This window comes from Achromobacter sp., assembly GCF_032102605.1.
Classification (GTDB): domain Bacteria; phylum Pseudomonadota; class Gammaproteobacteria; order Burkholderiales; family Burkholderiaceae_B; genus Achromobacter.
The window spans coordinates 131982-154847 of sequence record NZ_DAMDGT010000007.1 but is presented as its reverse complement, the minus strand read 5'-3'; the positions used below and the strand labels follow the sequence as shown (position 1 = coordinate 154847).

Genomic DNA, 22866 nt, shown 5'->3' with positions numbered 1-22866 from the left:
CAGGGATGGCCCCGGCGTGAATCGCCGGGGCATTTTTTTTACAGCTCCAGCACTACCTTCTTCCCCCCGCACGACCGCGAGCAGCAGGCCATCATCTTGCTGTTGGTCTCGCGCTCGGCGCGCGTGAGCACCACGTCGCGGTGGTCGATGTCGCCTTCCAGCACGCGCACTTCGCAAGAGCCGCACAGGCCTTCCTCGCAATCGCTCTGGACGTCGATGTTGGCGCCGCGCAGCGCGGTCAGCAGCGTCTGGTCGGCCGGCACCATGATGACGATGCCCGAATCCTTCAGCACCGCCTCGAAGGCCTGCTCCTTCGACGGATCCAGGGTTCCCAGCGTGGAGTGGAAGTGTTCGACGCGCAGCGCATCTTCCGGCCATGCGGCGCAGCAGCCGGCCAGCGCGTCAAGCAGCCCTTGCGGACCGCAGGCATAGACTTGCGTATCGGCCCGGGGCGTGCCGAGCATCGCCGCGTAGTCGGCGCGTCCACCTTCGTCCTTGATGTGCAGATGCAGGCGGTCGCCGTGCAGTTCCGCCAGCTCATCCGCCAGCGCCATGCAGCGGCGTGAACGACCGCTGTAGTGCAGTTCGTAGTCTCTGCCCAGTTCCCGCGCGCGGCGCGCCATGGCGCTGATCGGCGTGATGCCGATGCCGCCCGCGATCAGGATCAGCTTGCCGGCGGATTCGTCCATCCGGAAATGATTGCGCGGTCCGCGGATGCGCAGGCGGGCGCCGGTCCGGGCGTTTGCGTGCATCCAGGCGGATCCGCCTCGGCCATCGGCCTCGCGCAGCACCGCGATCTCAAAGACGCCGGTTTCGGCCGGGTCGCCACACAACGAATACTGGCGCGACAGGCCCGTATCGCCGCATTCCACGTCGATGTGCGATCCCGGCGACCAGCGAGGCAGGGGCTTGCCGTCGGGCGAGGCCAGACGCAGGCGCAGGATGCCGTCGGCGGCCTGGATGGCGCTCTCCACCACGACCGGTCGTGTGATGGCGTGCGACGATGGTTCGCCGATGCGCACGGGGTGCTGGCCATCCAACAGGGCTGGATTGGCGCGCTCCGGGTTCTGCGCCGGATCCCATTCCACCCACAGATGTTCCGGCCCGCGGAAGGACGTGTTGGGCACGTAGGTGAACGCCTGATCCGCCAGCTTCAGATGCGGCAGCCGGCGCGTCAGCTCTTCCAGGAAGATCTGCATTTCCATGCGGGCCAGGTTCTTGCCCATGCACTGGTGCGATCCATAACCGAACGTGAGCTGGTCGCTGGCGTTCTCGCGGCGGATGTCGAACAGGTCGGCATCGGCGAACTGGCCTTCGTCGTGATTGGCCGACGACGTCACGATCAGCAGCTTGGACCCGGCGGGAATGGCGACGCCGGCGATGTCCACGTCGCGCGTGGCAAGGCGCCGCCATGCGGCGACCGAACCGTTGTGGCGCAGACATTCCTCGACGGCATTGGGAATCAGGTTGGGGTCTTCGCAGATCTCGCGCCAGGCCTGCGGGTGCTGCAGCAGCAGCTTGATGGCATTGGCCGAGGCATTGGCCGTGGTTTCGTGCGCGGCGACGATGCCCGCCATCATCATGGAGTGCAGGTACGAGTCGGTCACGACATCCGGGTGTGTCTGCTGCTTGCGCAGGCCATATTGCATCCAGCCCGGGCCCGAAGGATCCTGCCGCATCTTGTCCAGGATCTTGCCCGCCAGCTGCCAGAAATTGCCCACCGCATGCGCCACGGCCACCTGTTCTTCAGGCTTGGGACGGCCCCAGGTGTTGACCGTGTGCGCGATGGAGTACTGGCGCAGCAGGTCCATGTCCTCTTCCGGCACCCCCAGGAAGTGCAGCGCCACCGTCAGCGGCACTTCCCACAGCATTTCGTCGACCAGGTCGGCGCGGCCGTTGTCGACGAAGCGGTCCACGTATTCCCGCGTCAGGCGGCGCACCATGGGTTCATGGTGCTTCAGTTCCTCGGGCGTGAACGGATCCATCAGCACGCGCCGGCGCGGCATGTGGGCGGGCTCGTCCTCGTTCACCAGCGTGCGGTTCATCGCGTAGCCGTAGGACGCCAGCACCGCGTTGGCCTCCGGTCCCGTCGGCGTGATCTTCTCCAGCGCGATGGACGGGCTGAAGGTGATGTTGTCGCGGAAGATCGCCTTGATGTCGTCGTAGCGCGTCACCACCCAGTAGCCCAGTTGCGGGCTGTAGAACACCGGCTCCTGGTCGCGCGCCCAGCGCACGTACTCGGGCGGATCCTGCTGGTAGCCGTCGCCAAAGGGATCGAACGCGGCGGCGCGCGCGCTGATGGGACAGCCCGTCGGGCTTTTCGCGGCAGCCAGCGCGGCGTGGTCGATGGGACAGCCCGACGCGGTCGGGGAGGCGGGTGCGTGATTCATGCGGTTCTTCCGTGTGTTCGTCTTGCGGGCCCGCAACGCGCCGTGGCGCTGCGGGCCGGTGCGGCTCAGTCCAGCGTGATGCCCAGATCGCTGATCAGCTTCTGCCAACGGGCGCGTTCGGTCGTCAGCATGTCGGCGTATTGGGCGGGCGAGTTGCCCACGGGCTCGATGCCGAACTCCACCAGGCGCTGGCGCGTGGCGGGGTCATTGATGGTGTCGACCACCTGCTTGTTCAGCGCGTCCATTACGGGCTTCGGCGTGCCGGCAGGCACCACCACGCCCACCTGCGCGGCGGCTTCCACGTTCTTCAGGCCGATTTCCGCGAAGGTCGGGACGTCGGGCAGTTGCGGCAGCCGGGTCGGGTTGGCAACCGCCAGCGCCTTCACCTTGCCGCCGTTGATGAAACCGGCGCCTGCCGCCAGGTCCACCATCATCGCGGGAACCTGCCCTCCGGCCACGTCCGCCAATGCGGGCGATGCGCCGCGATAGGGCACGTGCGTCAGCGTCAGGCCGGCTTCAACCTTCAGCAATTCCATGGCCAAGTGGTGCGGGCTGCCCGCGCCGGCCGACGCGTAGTCCAGCCCATCCTTGCGGGCCTTGGCTTCGGTCAGGAATTCCTTGGCCGAGCTGACCTTCATGGCCGGACCGACCACCAGGATCATCGGAAACCGCCCCATCAGCGTGACGGGCGCCAGGTCCTTCGCCGGGTCGTACGACAGCTTCTTATAGAGGGCGGGGTTGAACACCAGCGTGCCGTTGTCGGCGGACAGCATCGTGTAGCCGTCGGCGGGCGCGCGCGCCGTTTCCGACGCCGCGATGGCGGTGTTGCCTCCCGGCTTGTTCTCGATCACGACCGGCTGGCCCAGCCGCCCGGTCAGTCCCTGGCCAATGCTGCGCGCCAGGAAATCCGACCCGCCACCCGCGGCGTACGGGACGATCCAACGCACCGGTTTGGACGGATAGTTGGCGGCGGCCGGCTGCTGAGCGGACGCGCTGGCACAAGCCAGCAGGGACAGGGCCAGCAGGCCGGCCAGGACATGGTGTTTAACGCTGCGCATGGGCAAGTCTCCTCTTTGTGGAATGTCAAAATTGCATTCCTCGTTTGCGTTTGCGTAAAGAATATACGCAATGCGTAATTTTTAAAGAAGGGTTAACCTTGATGCCGCTCCAGGCTTCGGGTCCGTATGACCCCCTGCGGGCGCCTGTTCCGGAGCCCCATTTCCCTATGAGCAAAGTCCGCCTGCCGCCCGAAAACGACCGCGAATCCGCCGCCGACCCGCTTGCCCGCCCGCGCGAACGCCGCCAGCGGGTGCAGGCCGCCGAAACCGGCATGACGGTGTTGAAGGGGCTTGCCCGCCTGGGCGGCCGCGCCAGCCTGACCGCCCTGGCCGCCCACGTCGGCGAAAGCCCGGCCAAGGTGCACCGCTACCTGATGAGCCTGATCGCCGAGGGCCTGGTCGACCAGGAAGTCGCCACCCAGCAATACCACCTGGGCCTCGAAGCCCTGTACGTCGGCGTGGCCGCCATGCGCCAGGCCGACCCCCTGCGCATCGGCGAACCCGCACTCGTCCGCCTGCGCGAAAGCCTGGCCGTCACCTGCTTCATCGCCGTCATGGGCAACAAGGGCCCGACCATCGTGCGTTTCGAAGAGCCAGGCCTGCCGGTCACGGTGAACGTGCGTGTGGGGTCCGTGCTGTCGATGCTGTGGTCGGCGACGGGCCGAGCTTTCCTGGGCCTGCTGGACGAGGCGCCGGTGCAAGCGCTGGCCGAGGCCGAGCTGGCCGGCGCGCCGGCCGATCAGCGCGCACTGCTGGATCGCGACGACCCCATCGGCGCCCTACGCCGCGACGTCCGCGCCGCGGGTTGCGCGACCGTCAAAGACACGAACCTGCGCGGCATCAGCGCCGTGTCGGCGCCGCTGTACGACCACACCGGGCGGGTCTGCGCGGTGTTGACTGCGCTGGGGGCCACGGGCGGGTTTGACGTGTCGGCGGATGGGGCGGTGGTGGAGGCGGTGAAAAGGGAGGCGTTGGCGGCTAGCGTGGCGTTGGGGTACGTGGCGGGGTAGATTCCCGCCGGGTTCCCGCAGTATCAGACCAACCTGATCGACGGCAAGGGGGCGTTTCGCGACATTTGTCGCTCATCACCAGACTGAGCAAACAAATGATCGAAGCTCCACACATCCGCTTAGCGTCTACAGTTGTTTTGAAGGCGCCGATTTATTGGCGAGGGCGGGGGCCCTTCTTCGCGTCCGTTCAGCGGCGCGTCGCTGCGGCCGCAGCTCAATACAACGGATCGGCGCGATATACAAATATTTGTATAATTGCGTCGTAATGGAGCCAAAGCCTGTTGCGTTCCTTGGCCGTGCATTGGACGACTTGCGAGCCTTGCCACTAGCGGTCCGACGTGACGCGGGCCATCAGCTGGACCGGGTGCAGCATGGGCTGGAGCCAGACGACTGGAAGCCGATGAACACCATTGGACCAGGAGTGCGGGAAATACGAATTCGGGACGCCGGCGTATTCCGGGTGATCTACATCGCCAAGTTTTCCAAGGCAATCTACGTGCTCCATTGCTTCCAGAAAAAGACCCAGAAAACCAGCAAGACGGACTTGGACCTGGCTGCGCGGCGTTACCGTGACCTGTTAAGGGAGCTGAACCAATGAGCAAGCAACAATACGCCAGCGTGTGGGACGCCATCGAAGACACCCCGGCGGAAGCAGAGAATATGAAGCTGCGCTCCGTGTTGATGATGGCCTTGAAGAATCACATCACGCAGGCCGAAATGAGTCAGGCGCAGGCCGCCCGGTTGTTCGGGGTGACTCAACCGCGTGTCTCCGACCTGATGCGAGGAAAAATCAACCTGTTCGGCCTGGATGCCTTGGTGAACATGGCGGCGGCCGCTGGTCTGCACGTCGAAATGCGGGTGCGGGAAGCTGCCTGACGGCTAACGGCGCTCTCAGCTCCCCCTACCTCCTCACCTCCAGCTTCCCCAACGCGTCCCTGGAATCCGGATACTTACTCAAGAACGCCCGATACCGTTCAAACCGTTTCATCAGCCAATCTTCAGGTCCAACGCCGTCTTTCCTGTTGTGCCGGCAACTGCCAAGCAAGTCCTTGGTACTTTCGCAGGCGTTGTATTGTTCGAACCAGGAACCGGCGATTCTTTCGAAGTTCCCGGGAATATGTTCACATTTCACAATGGCGTGCTGCTCAACCTCTCGGAAGCGGCGCTAGCCGAGAATTTTTTCAAAAAGTGGATCGCTAGCGGAGGCTGTGCGCCCAGATTCGATCAGTGTGTGGGGTACAAACTGCCGCTATTCTTGGGCGGGAAAGACGACATTTCGAATCTGGAACTGTCGGATCTAGATGTGTATTCGTGTGTGTCGTCGCAGTTGATAGCGCGCACACGGGGACTTCCGGTCGGTACAGCGATTGGGGCGATCACGCTAAAGGATGAACCAGCGTCGTGAGTGCAAATCTAAAGAGTACGGAATCGTGGATACATATCTTGATCTAGTCGCTCGGAAAGGAAGCGGCACACCGTTTGATGATTTGATCAGAGTCCGGTTTCAGCTAGGTGTGAACCCTTTCAATCTGAATCCGCCGAAAGACTACGTTGATTTTCTGCTCGAAATCGGCGCGGGGAAATTGGGAAATTACGCGTATGTGATTTACGGTGGCTTGGTTGAGAGCGATGAGATATTTGGCGAGCCAAACGGTGGGGATTACGATGTTCTGCTTTTTGGAGACGATTTTCAGGGATATTGCGCTGGATTTCGACTCAGTGATTGGAAGGTTGTGGAGATAGATCCAGTTAGTAAGGAAGTCTACGAAATAGCGCCCACATTTCACTCGTTCATCAGAAATAAAATACTAGAAATCTCCTGGCCGAAGTCGCCATACTTGCCGAGAAAGTGGTGAGGAAATTGGATATCTTAATTGGCTAAAAATGGCCAAGGAACGGCGCAGTGGATGATTTTATACAGCTGTGTGAAGCATATTCTCTCTATATTAGAAGCGGCTTCGCCAAGGCGGAATGCTCGAGCCTTGTTATTGCGTTGGGTAAAGCGGGATTGCCTGCGCATGCTGAAGCGCTGAATGTCTACTTCCATGAGACGGGAGGGGAGCTCGATACGAGCCGGTTACCTGGGTTCCCGGGTGAACAGTGCGTCATCTCCACTGAATTGCCAGAACTTTCGTCTCACAACGATCGTTGGTTTGATCCGCTCAGCCTTGATTTCTCCGTTAGAACGGAAAGCCGAGTCTTTCCAAGGATAGCTGGACGGGTAGTGTGGGTGAGCGTGGAACCCGTGCGAATTTGGCAATACCTAGTATTTTTGAAACTGGCGAAAGTCCCGAAAAAGTACCCCGGTGCTAGCGAAGTTGACGATTTTATGAAGGGCCGCTTCTTTGGGGAAATTTCATCTAAGTTTGTAGTTAATGTCTACCATGAAGAAGCGAAAGCCTATGCCGCCTGGCACGGGAGAGGGCTCGTTTCACATTTCGATATGGAGGTCGTGGCTAGAGACTTGAGCCTGAGCGCTTTTCTTGAAGCTCTTCCTGAAGGCCTGAGTGTATGGGATGGAGCTGTTGCGATGGAGGATAAGCGTACCGTCATTAACGGATCAGGCAGGGGGAGGAAGAGGGGTATTTCAGTAAAGGAGTGCGATGAGTGGTTTCGCCATCCGGAAATTGGAATGGTGTCTTGTGTTGCCGAAAGCATCGGTTTAAACCGAAATCGACTGGAGGACCATTTTTCCGATGAATATATAACTGTGACTAACCATCTTTGTTGTTTGTAAATGTTGTCCGGCGCGTCATGCTTGATGTATTGCATCCAACACTGATCGGATGAATGGGTAATATAATTGCCGGGGTCAGAAAATAGGGGTGGCTATGAAAATTGAAGCGATATTTCGACGGCGGGCAGAAGCTTCCGAGCGCGCGGCGGATTTAAATTTAAATTTAATAAAAAAACTCTCCAAGATCGGCGGCTTTTTTTCTGAAAGGTATAAAGAAGGGGGCAGGTATTTTTGATCCGGGAACCGGAGAGAGTGCCGTCACAAGCCTCTCAAAATTTCTGGTTGAAGGCATGGGTGGGGGTATTTTGTTTGCCTCTCGTGTGCCTGGGATGATGAGGGACCAAGCCACATCTGATGATTCGATCTGGCTAAAAATTGAGCTTGATAGTATTAATTTTATTGAGTTTTGTACCGGCTTCTTTTTAGAGATCGTGCATGCATTGGGTGCCTACCGTGCGGCAGTAGTGACAGATGTCGATCTATACCTAGACGACTACGAATAGAATAGTGTTGGCTAGTCGCTTAGGCAGCGTGGATATAGATGGTCGGGATGGTGTTTTCCGTTTCAATCCTGCGAACTTTTTTGATAATGATCTGTGTGTTCGTGCATTCGGGATGTCGGCATCAGAGGTGGTGTCGCGACTGGCCGGCCATTGTGAATTGACCAAAGAAGTTGACGGAGGGGCATTTTTGTTGACAACGGATAGGCCGATTGTTGGCGTCGAAAGTGTTGAGATGGACATCCGTATCAGAAAAGCGTTGGGCGTGCCGTGGCACCCTGTTGATTGACGATTGGGCGCTTAGCGTGACGTATATTTGGGGCAGACAGCCTTAGGCGGCATTGCGCGATGTGAAGGCGCGCTCCCCGATCGGCAGGCCGGCTCTGCTGCGTCCAGGTTCTATCTCAAGGAGCCATGTTCAATACGAAGCTTGAACTGGTTGAGAACGTCCCAAGTGTTGCGGATGGCTTTCGCCCCAGCTCCAATGCCAACGCGGGCAGCCATTGCCGAGGTCGTTGACGGCTAAGAGTCAACCGCCAGGAAGCCGCTCGGTACGTTCGCGGTCAGCCACACGCCATTGTCCGCCTGAAAAAAACCGAAGCCCTGCCGGTGCATCCGCAGGGCTTCGATCTTTAGGACTACCGGATTGCCATAACGCCGGCCGACAGACGTTGCGGTCGCAATATTCTCCGACAGATGCACGTGATGGCGTTCGCCAGCTCGCAGTCCTTCCGCGAGTATCGAATCCAAAAAGCGCGTCGCGGTGCCGTGATACAGAAACTCCGGGGGCTGCTTGGGCTCATGCTGAATGGCGACAGCCTCGGTGGAGTGGCCTTGCACGGCACGAATGCGCAGACCGTCGCCCGAGATCGCGAAGCGCTTCTTGTCGTTGCTGCTGACCACGGCCCGGATCAACGCCATATCGAGCGCCCGCCCCGATTGTCCGGCGCCAGCAATCAGCGCCGCTATATCAACCCAGCCTTCGGTATCGAGAGCAATGCCGATGGCCTGCGGTTTATGTCGAAGCACGTAGCTGAGGAATTTGCTGGTTTCAGTGTATTGGTTGCTCATGTCGTTGTTGTATCGCAGCTGACTAGTCATGCCAATGTCCGGCACGGGGGATTTTCCGTTAAGGTGGCGGCTGCCGGGAGCGAGCCGCGTAACTCCCGTCGATACGCGCGGGGATTTTCCGGCCGTGCATTCGGAAGTCGGTGTTGCCTGTATTTACGGGATTGTCGACAGCAATTTGTGAGGAATCCCGGTCGGCGGAGGAGCCCGATTGAGTCTTCCAACTTTACATTATCGATGGGGAAATCATGCCAGACCTGAATATTGCCGAAATCATGTATGAGTCGGGAGAAGTTCAATATCGATACTCCCGGTACCTGGCTGATGATGGCTCTCGCTGGATCCGTCATGGCCTGTTCGTTGCATTTCATGAGAACGGAAAGGCGGCGTCAGAGGGGCACTACCAAGACTGCGCGGAACATGGTCCTTGGTGCGATTTCCACGCGAATGGCAAGAAAGCGGCCGAAGGGCTTTACGATCGGGGAAGCGAGGTCGGAGAATGGAAATTCTGGAATGAAGATGGTCTGGAAAGGTGAAATGGGCAACTCGAGAATTGATGGCGATTCTCGCCAGGTTTGGAACAAAACCGTTCTCAGAGGTTTGATCTCGAGTAGCACTGGTGACTCAAACACTAACTATGGTGCGGTAACAGCAACTGGGACGACGCGAGGTGTCGGCGCTCGAATCGGCGTGGGAGCACGCTCGCGCGTTTCTAATGCATCAGTCAGCGCGTCGGTACAAGGAAAAAACCATGATTTCGATCGGTGCGGTATATCACGGCCCAGAGCTTGAAGTCTCCGAAGTTAACCGCAGCCTTATGGAAGCGAGTAAAGCGCTTAGGGGGTTTAGAGGCGGGCTCGAAGCGATCGATACGCCGTGGGTCAATGCTGTATTCGTCGTCTCTGGCTCTTTGGCTCATGTGGATTTTGATGGTTTGGAGTACGGAGATTGCTCAAGAGCGAACAAAGGTGTGGTTGTCAAAGTCGCGATGTCTAGAAAGATCATTGATGGTGGGGAATTCTTCGCGTTCATCATAAATTCATTGCGTGGTGCGAATGCAATGGCGTTCGAATTCTTCCGCCAGAAGGGACAGGAATTTCCGCTGCGTAGTGCAGAAGATCTGGTTACGAGGACTGAAGCGAAGATTCTCGCGGGGTGAAGGTCGATTTGGTGCTGGGGTGGCCCCTAATCTGGCTACGTATCAACATGCATAACAGGTTGCCGCGAAAAGTGGTTTGAGGTTTATCCGTCCATTGTCAGGGGTGAGGAATGTTTAATGCTTTTGATGCCGTGTACAGGCGTGATGTCGCCGCCTCGGAAAGCAGCTTGAGTTCAAGCCTGGAAAGCCCTTCGGAGTTGGAGTTGTTCTGCAAACGGAAGATGACTGGGCTAGATATTTAAATCATTTGAAATGGGTGGGCGATAAATGAACGCGCATAATCGAGGGGAGGCCTTAATTGATTTGTGTGTCAAATATATAAATTATTTGAGGGCGGGTGGCAGTGGAGCAAGTGGAATGGCCTTAAGGGAGGCCCTGGAGCACTACAATTTGCCTCTTCACGCGAAGGCCTTGTCGACTTATCTCGAAAAGGGTGAATGTGTAGGTGAGTTGGTACTTCCGACGCCATGGGTGGCCTCTTCGTGTTACTTGACGAAAATGCCTCCCCTGAACGCGCAGCCATCGGACGTGTGGTTTGATCCATTTGAATTGAGTTTCATGGTAAAGACCTTCAATCCACCGGGGTTTGGCAAGGCGACAGTCGGATGGGTTTCAATTGGCCCGATTTATTACTGGCAATATCACGCGTTTCAGCAGTTGGTTAAGTATCAGCCAAAAGATTCGTATTTTTCGAGACCTTCTGATTTGTTGGCTTCGCGCTCTTTTGGGGTGGATGAGTCTGACTATGTAACGGATATTTATCGTACAGAGGCCATAGGATATGCCCTTTGGCATGGTAAGTGGCTCACTTCTGCGTTGCGGACGGAGGCGCTCGTTGGCACACTTTCAGAGGTCCAGCTAAATCAGGTTGTGCTGCGGTCTATGTATTTTTGGGATACGAATCCAGGAAATGAGGAGGGGGATTGCGCAGCTTTTTCGTTAACGAGCGGCTCAACTGTTTCCCGCTACTCACTCAAAGAATGGGATAGGTCTACGAGCCTCGGTTTTTTTACGTCCATATCTGACCAAATTGGCCTTCTCCCGCACGAGTTCATCTCGCGAGACGCTGGTGAATATTTTGAGCTGCTCAATAGTTCAAGAAGGCTCATCGGGGACGCTTGATTCTTGATTGGATATGAGGAACCAGAGGTCTGAGAAAAAGGAGGGCGGAAGGCCTTCAAATGCCAAGATATCGGATCAGCGAGGATGACGGCTTTCCATAGCGCTCCGCTTGGTACGTAACCGATCATCGCAGGCGCTACCCTCTACCGCCCCACCTCCAACTTCCCCAACGCATCCCTGAAATCCGGATACTCCTTCAAGAACGCCTGATTCCGTTCAAACCGCTTCACCAACCGGTCATCGATCGTCAGATTCAACACCGTCTCCCGATCCCACAGCCTGGGCCGCTTCTTCACCGGAATCGGCACCTTCTCGGTGAATTCCTTGTACGAGTCGTGCGGTTCGCACTGTTCGTAATCCGTGGAGATTCGCTGCACCGTACCGGCCTCCAACCCCGCTTGCCGGGCCTTTTCCTGCAGCCATGAGGCTGGCAGCGTCTGCAGACTCCCATCCTGATATCCGCCGCCGACGTCGGAGTGGGCGCCGATGAACCAGCGCTGCTCTACGGGCAAATGCGCCGGGCGGGGAGGCGATCCTGCCTGGCGGGTCCACAGGGTCGGGAAGTAGGGTTCGCGGTATTCGTTGGTGGCGATGGCGTGATACGCGTTCAGGACGTGGTTGCTCAGTTCGGTGTCGTGGAAGTTGTAGAAGCCGGAGAAGCCCGGAAAGGAGATGCCGCCCACCGGGATGCCCAGGCTGCCCACGGTGTCCCAGACGCCGACGAAGTGCAGATCGGTGTCGCGTGAAAATTTGTCTCGGAAGGAGGCCGCCTCAAGTGACGAAGGGGTGCAGTCGTCGCGGTATAGCGCGTAGGCCTCGCCGACGAGGTCGTCGGTGGGTTGGTTCAGCAGGCCGCATTTGCGCACCATGCCCGCCAGGCTGCGGGCGGAGTAGGCGCCGCGGCTGAAGCCGAAGAGGAAGATGCGGTCGCCGGGCTGGTGGCGCTGGCAGAGCCAGCGGTAGCCTTGCCGGATGTTGGCCGACAGGCCCGCGCCAAAGGCGCCGCCCATGAATTTGTCGACGGCGGCCCACAGGCCCTGGCCCTGGGTGCCGACGCCCTCGACATAGAGCGTTTCCTGCGTGCTGGTCTCGGGCGCGGCTTTGTATAGCTCGTAGACGTTGGTGCGGTCGTTGGGTTCGTTCCACGTTCCGTCGAAGAATACGGCAAGGTTCTTCACCATGATCGTCTCCCCACACACAGATAGAGTCTTGCGATACCTATGCTGCCGGCTGGGACAACGCCTGCGTGACGCAAGCTATCACGCAGCGCCGCGCCAAAAAGGCGCGTGGTTTCCCTGCTGCATGGATGTACACCATCTTTTTGCCTAGCCCGAGAACGGAGCAGGGATCGTTTTCCGAGTCATCGCGTGCGGTGTAGCTTTTCAGAGTACGCCTTTACTACGGAATCAGCAGCAATCCATATCGATATCGGTTGGTATCTGAAGACCTACAAAAAAGCGGCCTCTAGGCCGCTTTTCCAGGGACGCAATAAGCGCCGGATCACACGATTTGGAACCGGACATCGATGTTGTCGCGGATGGCGCGCGAATAGGGGCAAAGTTGGTGCGCCGATTCGACGAGCAATTGTTTCTGTTCGGCGGTGAGGCCAGGCAGGGACACGGCCAGGGTGACGCCCAGCGCGAAGTTCTCGCCATTGTCGACCTTGCCCAGCGACACGCTGGCGTCGATGGCGACATCCCTCGGCACCGTGATGCCGTGGGTGGCGCCGGCGCGCTTCATCGCGCCCATGAAGCAGGCGGAATAACCCACGCCGAAAAGCTGTTCCGGGTTGGTGCCGGGCTTGCCCGATCCGGGCGTGCTGAGCGTGACGTCCAGGGCGCCATCGCTGCTGCGCCCCGTGCCTTCGCGGCCGGCGGTGGTGTGGGTGTGCGCGGTGTACAGGACTTGCTCGAGTTGCTTGGCCATGATGGCTCCAGGTTGGCGGCTCGGCGTGGCCGTGCCAGTGGGTTAGGAGCCTGCATTGCAGCAAGCGGCTGTATCGGTCATGTGTCGGGTGCGTGCGCGGATTGCATCGCGGCGTATCGGCGCGGCCGCCGGATACGCTGCGATACAGAGCGGATCCCGCCACCGGCCACGACGGCGGTCGGAAACCGAGCCGTGGATGTTGGCGGCCGCGGCGGCATTGGAGTATGTTGCGCCCTGGCGGCACGCGGCCGCGGCTTCGCATCAATCAGGGAACAAGCACATCATGGGACGTCTCGCCATTCTTGGCGCCTTGCACGAAGAGATCGCCGACCTGCTGGCGGCCATGGATCCGGGCGCGGAAACGCGCCGCATCGCCATGCGCGACTTCCAGGTGGGAACCCTGTGGGGCACGCCCTGCGTGATCGCGCTGAGCCGCATCGGCAAGGTGGCGGCCGCGGCGACGGCGTCCATCGTCATCCAGGAATTCGGGGTGTCGCGGGTGCTCTTCACGGGTCTGGCGGGCGGCCTGCATCCTCAAGTGCGGGTGGGCGACGTGGTGGTGGCCGACGCGCTGATGCAGCACGACATGGACGCGCGGCCGCTGTTCGGCCGCCATGAGATCCCGTTGCTGGGACGGGATCGCTTCGATGCGGATCCGGCCCTGAGCGCGCTGCTGCTGGACAGCGCCCGGGAATTCGCGAGCAACGGCGGACTGCCGGCCACGCCCGCGCCGCCGCAAGTGCATCACGGCCTGATCGCGACGGGCGACGTGTTCGTCAACGATAACGACCTGGCCCATGCGCTGCGCAAGCGCCTGCCCGAGGCGCTGTGCCTGGAAATGGAGGGCGCCGCTATGGCGCAGGTCTGCCACGAATTCGGCGTGCCGTTCGCCGTGATGCGCGTGATCTCCGACAGCGCCGATCATGCCGCGAAGACGGATTTCACGGATTTCCTGGTGAACCTGGCGCGGGTGTACACGGCGGGCATCCTCAAGCCGTTGCTGGCGTCGGGCGCGCTGCGCGACGCTTGAAGCGTCTAGGGTTGAAGGGCGGCAGGCGCGATCCTGACCTCGGCCGACAGCCCGCCTCCATCGCGGTTGCTCAGGATCAGCGATCCGCCCAACGCCTGCGCCAATTGGTGCGCGATAGCCAGTCCCAACCCCGTGCCGCCGGTATCTCGGCTGCGCGAGCTTTCCAGGCGGTAGAACGGTTGCAGCACGGCGTCCAGTTCGGCGGCCGGGATGCCTGGTCCGCGGTCCAGCACGAAGATGGATAGATCCGAGTCGTCCCGCGCCGCCACGCGGACCTCGGCGGCGCCCGCGAACTTCAGGGCGTTGTCGACGAGGTTGCCCAGGATGCGCCGCAGCGCGTGCGGACGGGTCAAAAGCGGCGGGACCGTGTCGCCTGACAGGCTGACATCCTTGCCCGTGTCCTGGTAGTCACACACCAGGCTGTCCAGGAAGGCGTTCAGGTCGATCCGCACGGGAACCTCCGTCTTGCCGTGCGCGCTGCGGGCATAGTCGATGCCCTCGCGCACCAGCCTTTCCACTTCGTTCAGGTCCTGCGCCAGCTTGTCGCGGTCGGTGGACGGATCCATGAATTCCGTGCGCAGCTTCATGCGTGTAATCGGCGTTTGCAGGTCGTGCGAAATCGCGCCCAGCATCTGCATGCGCTCCGCGACGTGGGCCGCGATGCGGTCCTGCATGGCGTTGAAGGCGACGGCGGCATGCGTGACCTCGGCAGGGCCGGCTTCGTCCAGCAGCGGGCTTTTCTTGTCGGGGTCCAGCTCTTCGGCCGCGCGGGCCAGCCGCGTCAGCGGACGGACGGCCAGGCGCACGGCCAGCCAGGCGCAGCCGGCCAGCAGTAGCAATTGAATACCCAGCACGCCAAACAGCCACGGCGCCGGCCGCATGCGGGACAGCTCGATGTCCAGGATGGCCGGCTGCCCGTCGGACAGCACGACGCGCGCCTGGATGTGGCGGGGATCGTCCGCCATCGCGCGCACCGTCACCGGCCGTTCGGGCCCCAACGCAGCCTCGATCGATTGCGCCGCCGTGCGCGCGGCGTCGTTGCCCAGCGGCTGGTCCGCCTTGCCGTCGCCCAGCAGGTACTGGCGGTTGTTGCTGGACAGGCGCGGCAGCCAGGCGGGGCGTTCGGCGGCGGGCAGCCGGTCCAGGATGTCCATGGCGATGGCGACGTCGCGCTCCAGGTCGCCCAGCATCATGTTCCGCGTGGCGCTGTAGCGTTCGTAGAAGAGCGACGAGAACGACAGGCCATAGGCCAGGACCAGGCCCGCCGCGAAGATGAGGAACAGCCGCGCGACCAGCGTACGGGGCCAGGCAGACAGGCGCGGGGCGGCGGCGGTCACTGGTCGGATTCCGAAACGTCGACGGCGGCGGAGAACACATAGCCCTCGCTCCGGACGGTCTTGATGTACATGGGCTCGCGCGCGTCCTCGCGCAGCCGCTGGCGCAGGCGGCTGACCAGCAGGTCGATCGAGCGGCCGAAGAAGTCGGCGTCGCGGCCCTGTGTCAGGTTCAGCAACTGGTCGCGATTCAGCACGCGCTGCGGGTGATCCAGGAAGACGCGCAGCAGCCGGTATTCCGCGCCGCTGAGCGACACGATGGTGCCGTCCGCGTCCAGCAGGTGACGGGCGGTGGTGTCCAGCCGCCAGGCGCCGAAGGCGATTTCGCGTCCCGGTTCGGTCACCTGGAAATTGGGGGGCAGCATGCGCGTGCGGCGCAGGATCGCCTTGATGCGCGCCAGCAGTTCGCGCGCCACGAAGGGTTTGACCAGATAGTCGTCGGCGCCCATTTCCAGGCCCAGCACGCGGTCCATGTCGTCGCTGCGGGCGGTCAGCATCAGGATCGGGATGCGGCGGTGCTTGCCGCTGCGCAATTCCCGGCACAGCACCAGGCCGTCGTCGCCGGGCATCATGATGTCCAGGACGATCAGGTCGACGGACAGGCTTTCCAGCAGGGACCGCATCTGCCGCCCGTCGGCCGCCAGGGTGACGTTCAGGCCGTTCTTCCTGAGGAAGCCGCCGGCGAGTTCGCGAATTTCCCGATCGTCGTCCACGATCATGACGTGGTCAATGTGATCCATTTTCGGGTGCCTTGTTGTTCGGGGATGGCGGCGCGCCGGACGCGCCGGGTGGGTATCGGGATTCTATCCAAGCCTAGCGTTCGCCCGGGGGCAGGGGATCGCGGCGTGGACGGGTATTCGAGATCAGCTGGCACTGGAAGGGCTTGGCGGCTTCGGCGGTGAAACCGCCAAAGAGCAGCAGCAGGACGGCAAGAAAGCGCTTCATGTGAGGCTCCGGATACGGGGTGTGATCGCTTTATAGCGCCGGCGGCTCCCTGGAGTGTGTCGTACTGTATACGCCCAGGGGGCGGATACACGCGCTTGAAAAAAACCGCCTATCCGGCACATGCCGGATACGTGCGGCGGGTGCAATGGGGTCACTTTCCAAAGGACGACCCCCATGGACCTCATCAATACCCCCATCGCTTTGCTGGCCGGCATGTTGACCATCGCGTCTCCCTGCGTGCTGCCCCTGTTGCCGGTGCTGCTGGGCACCTCGCTGGAACGTTCCGACCGGCTGCGCCCCTTGTTCGTCGTGTCCGGTTTCGTGCTGGCGTTCGCCGGCCTGGGCATCGCGCTCAGCCTGCTTTCCAACTTGAACGAATCCGTGCACGAAGCCGTGCGCTCGACGTCGATCGTCCTGCTGGCGCTGTTCGGCCTGGTCCGGATCTGGCCTGAACCTTACGACCGCCTGATCGCCCGGGTGGGCGGCCCCTTGCAGCGCCTGGCCGCCGCAGGCGGCGCTGGCAGCGGCAACGCCGGCGGATTCGTGCTGGGGCTGTCGCTGGGCGCCGTGTGGACGCCTTGCGCGGGGCCGGTGCTGGCGTCGATCCTGGTGCTGGCCGCCCAGGCCAAGGACCTGGTGCAGTCCAGCACGCTCTTGCTGGTGTTCGCCATCGGCGCCGGCGTTCCCATGCTGGTGATCGCCTATGGCGGACAGGCCATCGCCACCCGGGTGAGGGGGCTATCCCGCCACACCCACCGTCTGCAGCAGGGCTTCGGCGTGCTGCTGGTCCTGACCGCCATCGCCATTTATTTCCAGTACGACGTCCTGGCCTATGCCTGGATCAGCAACCTCTTCGCCTGACCCTCAAGGAGCTCACCATGTTTGCCACGTTCAAGAAGATTGCCCTGGGCGCGCTGATCGCCGCCTCCCTGATGCAAGGCGCCGCGCAGGCCGCGCCCGCCGCCGCTCAGCAAGCGCCGGAATTCACCGGCATCGAAAAATGGCTCAACAGCGAGCCGCTGACCATGGAGTCGCTGCGCGGCAAGGTGGTGCTGGTGGATTTCTGGACCTACACCTGCATCAACTGCATCCGCACGCTGCCGTACGTCACCAGCTGGTATCAGAAGTACAAGGACCAGGGGCTGGTCGTCGTGGGCGTGCACACGCCGGAGTTTCCGTTTGAACGGTCCACGCCCAACGTCGAGAAGGCCTTGCAGCGCTTCGGGATCACCTATCCGGTGGCGCAGGACAACCGCTACGCCACCTGGACCGCCTACCGCAACCAATACTGGCCGGCGGCATACCTGATCGACAAGCAGGGCAAGGTGGTCTACAGCCACTTCGGCGAGGGCCGGTACAAGGAGACCGAAGCCGAGATCCAGCGGTTGCTGGCGCAGCCGGGCTGAGTGTGCGGGCTCCGTAGCACCGACCGGCTATGCGACCCCGCGCATAGCGCAAGTCCGGCTGCTCGAAGAGAGCAGCCGGCGGCGCAAAGCTGTTATGTGATTCGCGCCGCGCCAGGTTGGCGCGGGCGCAATTGCAGTTCGGGGACGCTGCCCCTATCGCCCGGTATCGGGATAGTTGGGCCCGGCGTCGCGAAAGCCGCCGGAGCTGTAGGGATTGACGGCGCCGGGATGGGGCGGGCCGCCGGGGCCGGATGCGCAGCCTGCCAGAAGCAGGGTGGCGGCCAGGAGTGAAAGCAGGCGCGTGGTCGAGGATTTCATGGAGGTCTCCTGCGTCTGCCCCTCAGCAGGCGCTTGGCTCGCAGCGTATGGTCGGATTATAGGCTTCGCGTCTTCGCCTTGGTCCGCGGCATTTCGCAGCGGTTACGGTAGGCCTTCACTGCGTCGGAACCCGACGGCTGGAAATAGGGATGGGGGTAGCCGGCTTCCCGCAGGGCGGCGTGCATGCGCAACCCCCACACGCATTGGCGCTGGGCTTCGTCCCACAGCCGCGTCGCCAGCTCGTGTTGGTTGTTGCGCCACAAGCCGAGGCCATAGTCGGCCACCATCTCCTGGTCGCGCGGCATTTCGCCATAAGAGCGGCGCATCAGGCGCAAGCCTTCGTCGACCTGGCCTCGCAGCGTCAGGACCCACCCCAGCGTCGCCCGGTTGTAGGGGCGCTCGCCAAACTGGGCTATCGACAGCCGCGCCTGTTCCTCGGCCTGCGCCAGATAGTCCGGAAAGTCCGCCAGGTAATAGGCCGTCGTGTTGGCCAGATCTGCGTTGTCGGCGGCGGTGCGATGCCGAGGCCGCCGCGCCTGCAGGGCGGTCACGTCCGCCAGGACGAGGTCCGGCATTCCCAGCAGGCGTTCCACGTCGAGGCGGTCGCGCAGCATGGACGTGTCGACGGGCTTCAACCATTCCGGGAAGGGACGCTGCCGCGCCTTCATCAGCCAGTCGCGGGCGAGCTCCGGCTGGCCGGCCGCCAGCAGCGCGCGGGCCAGATCGAGCTTCTGCTCGGACCGCTCGGCGCAACGCATCGCGGCGATCGATTGGCGAGCGCCGTCCGCGTCGCCCTGCGCGAACTTGCGGACGATGGCGTCGAGTTCATCGAAGCAGGGGCGGTCATAGGTGAGCGGCGAGTCGATGGAGAGCGAGAGGGACGCCGCCGGCACGTCGTGGCTGAAATAGGCCGTCGCGCCCTGGCGGGTGGTGTAGCCCAAATCCACCCACTGTTCGCCCCAGCGCTGGGGCATGGTCAGGATGTACGGCCAGCCGGCAAGCGCCTCCTTGTTGCCGCTGCTCTGCAACTGGAAGAAGTGGCCCCATGGCCCGTCGCCGATGCGCCGGATCAGGGTGAAGTCGTCCGCGGTGTGGGGAAGGGTGGTGCGCAGCGGCGCCGTGCGGCCCTGCGCGTCGGTGACGCCATGCACGATGCCGTCGCCGTCGGGCGTGCCGAGGATGGCGTCGTCCTTGCCGGTCACGAAGACGCGGTAGGGCGTGTTGGGGGCGGGGGCGGCGCTTTTGCTGTTTAGCAGCGTCAGGGTCAGGCTGCGTTCGGTGGCCGGTCCGGATGCGTCTTCGCGGGAAGTGTTGGCTGAAGAGGCGGCCGCGGGGGACTCGGCGTGCGCGGCCGGCAGGGCCATGGACAGTAGCGCGGCGATTAGAACCGCGGCGATTGGCCCGGGTCGCGGCGCGCTTGCCGTTCGGCGCGCGACGCAACGCGCCTCATGGGATTGTGTCTGTCGCGAAAGAACCTGCCCGAATCGGTGCTGCGGATGCGTCATGAAACTGCCAGTGATGCTGGGCCGCGGGAAGACCGCGGCCGCCGGTAATGGAGATGGCGTGCAGCGCACGGCGTCACGCGCCAGCGCGACGCGGATTGTGCATCACAAATGGAATCGCTGCGAGCGAGGCGTGGGCATCGATCAGCGATGTCACGCCCCACGGATGCCGATCATGCGGGCCATGTCGGCCTGGCTCAGCGGGCCAACCTTGCATCGATAAACGCGGCGATCGTCCGTGTTTCCTCGTTGTCTTCTCCGACGTCGGCGTTGATCTGCGCGTGGTTCCGCGCCACGCCAGCAAGTTCAGCCACGCTTCCATGCGCTTGGATCAGCGCGGCATAGCGGCGCGCACGGTTGCAGGGATCGGGCCGCAACGTCGAGCACACGAACAAGGTAGGAGGCTGCTTGCCGCGCAATTGCGCGGCGGGCGATGCCGCGGCCCATTGCTTCGGGTCGGTTCCGAAAGCCTCGTCATAGAACGCCGCGTGCGGCTTGGGCAGGGTGTCCAGCAGGTCGAATCCGGCGCCATCCAGGATGATGCTGGCCAGCCACGGCTGCGCGCCGGTGCGCTGCTGCATGGACGTGTCTGCGGCCAGCAAGGTCGCCAGATGTCCGCCCGACGAATGGCCCATCACGATGATCTGGTTTGGGTCGGCATTCCAGGTTGCGGCTTGCCGGCCGATCCACGCGAGGGCGCTGCCCAGATCCTCCGCCTGTTGTTCGGGACGCGCGGCCGGCAGCAGCCGCGTGTTGACGGACACCACGATGAAGCCTTTGGGCAGCCAATACGCCAGCTTATCGTCGACAACGTCTGAGGCGGCCTTGTCGCCGCCTTTCCAGGAGCCGCCGTGGACGACCACCAGGATGGGCGAACCGCTCTCGGCGGTGGCGTCGGTTGTGTCAGGCAGATGGACGTCGGCAAGCTGCGCAGCGTCCGGCCCATAGGGCTGGTCCATGAGGGGCGCGGCAGCGGCCTGGCAACACAGGGCGGCAAGCAACAGGGCAATGGAAGGGCGGAAAGCGCGCATGCAAGTTCAGGAGGAAGGGCCAGAAGGGAATGTAGCCGGTCGCGGGCAGACCGGCATCACCGAACGCGTCGACCGGCGGCACCCGCGTGCGGCCCCAAGCTGTGGCATGCTGCCGCCACTTTCAACCCTCCAGCGCGCGGTCACGCAATCCTTGAATGCCGAAAATCCTGTCGCGACTCCTCGATCTCCTGCTTCTGTCCTTCGCCGCTGCGCTGTTTGGCGCCTGCCTGACCTCCGTGCTTTCGACGGGCGCCTACGGCTGGATGATCCCCGACGCGCCCTACGTGTACGAACCCCCCGATTTCTACGCCGATGCCGTCCTGGCGGGCCTGGCCGGCCTGATCGTGCTGGCGCTGGCCGAGCGGTTTGTCCGGCTGCGGCAATCTTCCCCCGGACGCGCTTTGGCGACCTTCGCCGCCGCGCTGCTTGCCCTGTACCTGGCGCCGCCTTCCCCGCAGGTGTTCGGCAATACCTGGGCGCCTGGCGAAGCGAGCCGCGAACTGTTCCTGGCGCAACTTCACATGGTGCTGCCCATTGCGCTGGCGGTAACAGCCCTGCGGTGGGGCCTGCAGCGGCTTTTGCGCTAGGATTGTCGTCACCCCACCCCGCCTCCTTTCGGAGAATTCCCTGCATGTCCTCTCTTGACGCCTTCCCCATCACCAAAAAGTGGCCCGCCCAGCACCCCGACCGCATCCAGCTCTACTCGCTGACCACGCCCAACGGCGTGAAGGCGTCGATCATGCTGGAAGAAACCGGGCTGCCGTACGAGCCGCATCGGGTCGCCTTCGATTCCAAGGATCAGTTTTCGCCCGAATTCCTCTCGCTCAGCCCGAACAACAAGATCCCGGCCATCCTCGATCCCAACGGGCCGGACGGCAAGCCGCTGGGACTGTTCGAGTCCGGCGCCATCCTGGTGTACCTGGCCAGCAAGACGGGCCAATTCATCCCCGAGGACACGGCGGGGCGCTACGAGACCCTGCAATGGGTGATGTTCCAGATGGGCGGCATCGGGCCGATGTTCGGCCAGCTGGGATTTTTCCACCGCTTTGCGGGCAAGGATTACGAGGACAAGCGTCCGCGCGACCGCTACGTCGACGAGTCCAAGCGGCTGCTGGCCGTGCTGGACCAGCGCCTGGAAGGGCGCGACTGGGTGATGGGCGACCAATACACCATCGCCGATATCGCGATCTTCCCGTGGGTGCGCAACCTGGTGGGTTTCTATGAGGCCGGCGATCTGGTCGGCTTCTCGGCGTTCAAGAACGTTGCGCGCGTCCTGGATTCCTTTGTCGCCCGGCCCGCGGTGGTCAAGGGGCTGGCCATTCCGGGCTGATCCATGGAACTGCGCCAGCTCCGTTACTTCGTGCGGGTGGTCGAAGCGGGCAGCATCGGCCGGGCGGCCATGTCTATTGGCATGGTCACGTCGGCGCTCAGCCAGCAGATCAGCCGGCTGGAAGGCGAATTGTCCACGCGCCTGTTGCAGCGCAGCGCCAGCGGCGTGGTGCCCACGGACGCGGGACTGGCGTTCTTTCGGCAGGCGCAGCTTGCCCTGCGCCACGCTGACGACGCCGTCCAGGCGGCGCAGCAGGCCCGGCTGGCCGGCCACGTCAGCGTCGGCCTGCCGTCCACGACGGCGGCGGTGCTGGGGGCGCCGTTCCTGAAGGCCATGAACGAGCGCTACCCCGACATCCGCCTGCATCTAGTCGAGGCGCTGTCGGGCCACCTGGCCGACATGCTCAACGGCCGCCTGCTGGACCTGGCCATCGTTTTCCACGCGGAATCCGCGCGCCGCTGGAGCGTGGTGCCGCTGCTGGACGAGCCCCTGTTCCTGTTTGCCCGTCCCGACATGCCGGGCGTTCCGGCTGGCGGGACGACCCGGCTGGAAGCGATCGCGGACCTGCCGCTGGTGCTGCCCAGCGGCCGCCACGGCCTGCGCGCGCTGGTCAACAATGCTTTCCTGCAATTGGGACGCACGCCCCGTGTGGTGGCCGAGGTCGACGGCCTGTCGCTCTTGATGGACGTGGTGCAGCAGGGCGGCGCCGCCACAATCCAGCCCAGCTCCGCAACGGCGCGCATCGCGCCCGGGCAATTCCAGATGGCCCGCATCGACGACGCCCATCTGTTCCGGTCCAACCTGCTGGCCAGCCTGTCCGACGAGGAACTGTCCCCGGCGGCGCTGGCCGCCCGGCTGGTAATGGCTGATGTCTCCCGCACCCTGGCCCGTGAAGGCAAATGGGCGGTGGTGGCTCTTCACGAATCGTGAACACCCCTTGACGCCTGCCTGATATCGCAGCGGCTCGCCGCTGCGTACAGTCTGCCCCTTGAATTGGGGA

At 62.6% G+C, this 22866-nt stretch carries 28 protein-coding genes; 17 read left to right on the top strand and 11 right to left on the bottom strand.

Going from position 1 to position 22866, the window contains the following annotated elements; all coding sequences use genetic code 11:
• Positions 1–38 precede the first annotated feature (38 nt).
• Positions 39–2390 carry a cytochrome P450/oxidoreductase gene (locus tag RT614_RS17350; RefSeq protein WP_313623366.1) on the bottom strand — a complete coding sequence of 784 codons (2352 nt, stop codon included), beginning with the start codon at positions 2388–2390 and terminating at the stop codon, positions 39–41.
• Between the two features lie 65 nt (positions 2391–2455).
• Positions 2456–3448, bottom strand: a complete 993-nt coding sequence (locus RT614_RS17345; protein ID WP_313623365.1) for a tripartite tricarboxylate transporter substrate binding protein — start codon at positions 3446–3448, stop codon at positions 2456–2458.
• 167 nt (positions 3449–3615) lie between these two features.
• Between RT614_RS17345 and RT614_RS17340 the strand changes: the two genes are divergently transcribed.
• From RT614_RS17340 to RT614_RS17305, 8 genes are all read left to right on the top strand, one after another.
• Positions 3616–4458, top strand: a complete 843-nt coding sequence (locus RT614_RS17340) for an IclR family transcriptional regulator (protein WP_313623364.1) — start codon at positions 3616–3618, stop codon at positions 4456–4458.
• 265 nt (positions 4459–4723) lie between these two features.
• On the top strand, positions 4724–5056 hold the full coding sequence (locus tag RT614_RS17335; protein WP_409558489.1) for a type II toxin-antitoxin system RelE/ParE family toxin: 333 nt from the start codon (positions 4724–4726) through the stop codon (positions 5054–5056).
• A complete protein-coding gene (locus RT614_RS17330; protein WP_313623362.1) occupies positions 5053–5334 on the top strand; it encodes a helix-turn-helix domain-containing protein in 282 nt (93 codons plus the stop codon). The genes RT614_RS17335 and RT614_RS17330 overlap by 4 nt, the downstream gene beginning before the upstream one ends.
• Positions 5335–5575: 241 nt before the next feature.
• On the top strand, positions 5576–5863 hold the full coding sequence (locus tag RT614_RS17325; protein ID WP_313623361.1) for a T6SS immunity protein Tdi1 domain-containing protein: 288 nt from the start codon (positions 5576–5578) through the stop codon (positions 5861–5863).
• A gap of 25 nt (positions 5864–5888) precedes the next feature.
• Positions 5889–6314, top strand: coding sequence for an SMI1/KNR4 family protein (locus RT614_RS17320; protein WP_313623359.1), 426 nt, complete (start codon positions 5889–5891; stop codon positions 6312–6314).
• Between the two features lie 47 nt (positions 6315–6361).
• A complete protein-coding gene (locus tag RT614_RS17315; protein WP_313623358.1) occupies positions 6362–7195 on the top strand; it encodes a hypothetical protein in 834 nt (277 codons plus the stop codon).
• A 94-nt stretch (positions 7196–7289) separates the two neighbouring features.
• Entirely contained in the window at positions 7290–7430 is a 141-nt protein-coding gene (locus RT614_RS17310) for a hypothetical protein (protein ID WP_313623357.1), read from the top strand.
• Between the two features lie 296 nt (positions 7431–7726).
• Entirely contained in the window at positions 7727–7984 is a 258-nt protein-coding gene (locus RT614_RS17305; RefSeq protein ID WP_313623356.1) for a hypothetical protein, read from the top strand.
• A gap of 233 nt (positions 7985–8217) precedes the next feature.
• Here RT614_RS17305 and RT614_RS17300 read toward each other — a convergent pair whose 3' ends face one another.
• Complete coding sequence (locus RT614_RS17300; RefSeq protein ID WP_313623355.1) at positions 8218–8796, bottom strand: RNA 2'-phosphotransferase; 579 nt, start codon at positions 8794–8796, stop codon at positions 8218–8220.
• Between the two features lie 215 nt (positions 8797–9011).
• On the opposite strand from RT614_RS17300, the gene RT614_RS17295 reads away from it, so the two are divergent.
• The 3 genes from RT614_RS17295 to RT614_RS17285 all read left to right on the top strand — a co-directional run bounded on the left by RT614_RS17295 (position 9012) and on the right by RT614_RS17285 (position 11044).
• Positions 9012–9299, top strand: coding sequence for a hypothetical protein (locus tag RT614_RS17295; protein ID WP_313623354.1), 288 nt, complete (start codon positions 9012–9014; stop codon positions 9297–9299).
• Between the two features lie 215 nt (positions 9300–9514).
• The gene (locus tag RT614_RS17290; RefSeq protein WP_313623353.1) at positions 9515–9922 is read left to right on the top strand and encodes a hypothetical protein; all 408 of its coding nucleotides are present in this window, start codon (positions 9515–9517) and stop codon (positions 9920–9922) included.
• Positions 9923–10189: 267 nt separating this feature from the next.
• Complete coding sequence (locus RT614_RS17285) at positions 10190–11044, top strand: hypothetical protein (RefSeq protein ID WP_313623352.1); 855 nt, start codon at positions 10190–10192, stop codon at positions 11042–11044.
• A gap of 143 nt (positions 11045–11187) precedes the next feature.
• Here the strand turns inward: RT614_RS17285 and RT614_RS17280 are convergent, their stop codons facing one another.
• Positions 11188–12225, bottom strand: coding sequence for a DUF2235 domain-containing protein (locus RT614_RS17280; protein ID WP_313623351.1), 1038 nt, complete (start codon positions 12223–12225; stop codon positions 11188–11190).
• 319 nt (positions 12226–12544) lie between these two features.
• Positions 12545–12970: an organic hydroperoxide resistance protein gene (locus tag RT614_RS17275; RefSeq protein ID WP_313623350.1), complete on the bottom strand. Its 426-nt coding sequence runs from the start codon at positions 12968–12970 to the stop codon at positions 12545–12547.
• 283 nt (positions 12971–13253) lie between these two features.
• Here RT614_RS17275 and RT614_RS17270 point away from each other — a divergent pair, with 283 nt between their 5' ends.
• Positions 13254–14000: a 5'-methylthioadenosine/adenosylhomocysteine nucleosidase gene (locus RT614_RS17270; RefSeq protein ID WP_313623348.1), complete on the top strand. Its 747-nt coding sequence runs from the start codon at positions 13254–13256 to the stop codon at positions 13998–14000.
• Between the two features lie 5 nt (positions 14001–14005).
• Here the strand turns inward: RT614_RS17270 and RT614_RS17265 are convergent, their stop codons facing one another.
• From RT614_RS17265 to RT614_RS17255, 3 genes are all read right to left on the bottom strand, one after another.
• Entirely contained in the window at positions 14006–15337 is a 1332-nt protein-coding gene (locus RT614_RS17265) for an ATP-binding protein (RefSeq protein ID WP_313623347.1), read from the bottom strand.
• The gene (locus tag RT614_RS17260) at positions 15334–16074 is read right to left on the bottom strand and encodes a response regulator (protein WP_313623346.1); all 741 of its coding nucleotides are present in this window, start codon (positions 16072–16074) and stop codon (positions 15334–15336) included. Before RT614_RS17260 ends, RT614_RS17265 begins: the two co-directional genes overlap by 4 nt.
• A gap of 73 nt (positions 16075–16147) precedes the next feature.
• Positions 16148–16279: a hypothetical protein gene (locus RT614_RS17255; protein ID WP_255595163.1), complete on the bottom strand. Its 132-nt coding sequence runs from the start codon at positions 16277–16279 to the stop codon at positions 16148–16150.
• 174 nt (positions 16280–16453) lie between these two features.
• Here RT614_RS17255 and RT614_RS17250 point away from each other — a divergent pair, with 174 nt between their 5' ends.
• Together RT614_RS17250 and RT614_RS17245 are read left to right on the top strand one after the other, a co-directional pair.
• A complete protein-coding gene (locus RT614_RS17250) occupies positions 16454–17140 on the top strand; it encodes a cytochrome c biogenesis CcdA family protein (protein ID WP_313623345.1) in 687 nt (228 codons plus the stop codon).
• Positions 17141–17157: 17 nt separating this feature from the next.
• Positions 17158–17685: a thioredoxin family protein gene (locus tag RT614_RS17245; RefSeq protein WP_313623344.1), complete on the top strand. Its 528-nt coding sequence runs from the start codon at positions 17158–17160 to the stop codon at positions 17683–17685.
• Positions 17686–17838: 153 nt separating this feature from the next.
• Here RT614_RS17245 and RT614_RS17240 read toward each other — a convergent pair whose 3' ends face one another.
• The 3 genes from RT614_RS17240 to RT614_RS17230 all read right to left on the bottom strand — a co-directional run bounded on the left by RT614_RS17240 (position 17839) and on the right by RT614_RS17230 (position 20536).
• Positions 17839–18003, bottom strand: coding sequence for a hypothetical protein (locus RT614_RS17240; RefSeq protein WP_313623343.1), 165 nt, complete (start codon positions 18001–18003; stop codon positions 17839–17841).
• 56 nt (positions 18004–18059) lie between these two features.
• Positions 18060–19367, bottom strand: coding sequence for a hypothetical protein (locus RT614_RS17235; protein ID WP_313623342.1), 1308 nt, complete (start codon positions 19365–19367; stop codon positions 18060–18062).
• Between the two features lie 335 nt (positions 19368–19702).
• Entirely contained in the window at positions 19703–20536 is an 834-nt protein-coding gene (locus RT614_RS17230) for an alpha/beta hydrolase (protein ID WP_313623341.1), read from the bottom strand.
• Between the two features lie 155 nt (positions 20537–20691).
• Here RT614_RS17230 and RT614_RS17225 point away from each other — a divergent pair, with 155 nt between their 5' ends.
• The 3 genes from RT614_RS17225 to RT614_RS17215 are packed head-to-tail and all read left to right on the top strand — an operon-like array spanning position 20692 to position 22796.
• Entirely contained in the window at positions 20692–21123 is a 432-nt protein-coding gene (locus RT614_RS17225; RefSeq protein WP_313623340.1) for a hypothetical protein, read from the top strand.
• A 44-nt stretch (positions 21124–21167) separates the two neighbouring features.
• Complete coding sequence (locus RT614_RS17220; protein WP_313623339.1) at positions 21168–21866, top strand: glutathione binding-like protein; 699 nt, start codon at positions 21168–21170, stop codon at positions 21864–21866.
• A gap of 3 nt (positions 21867–21869) precedes the next feature.
• Entirely contained in the window at positions 21870–22796 is a 927-nt protein-coding gene (locus RT614_RS17215; protein WP_313623338.1) for a LysR substrate-binding domain-containing protein, read from the top strand.
• Positions 22797–22866 lie beyond the last annotated feature (70 nt).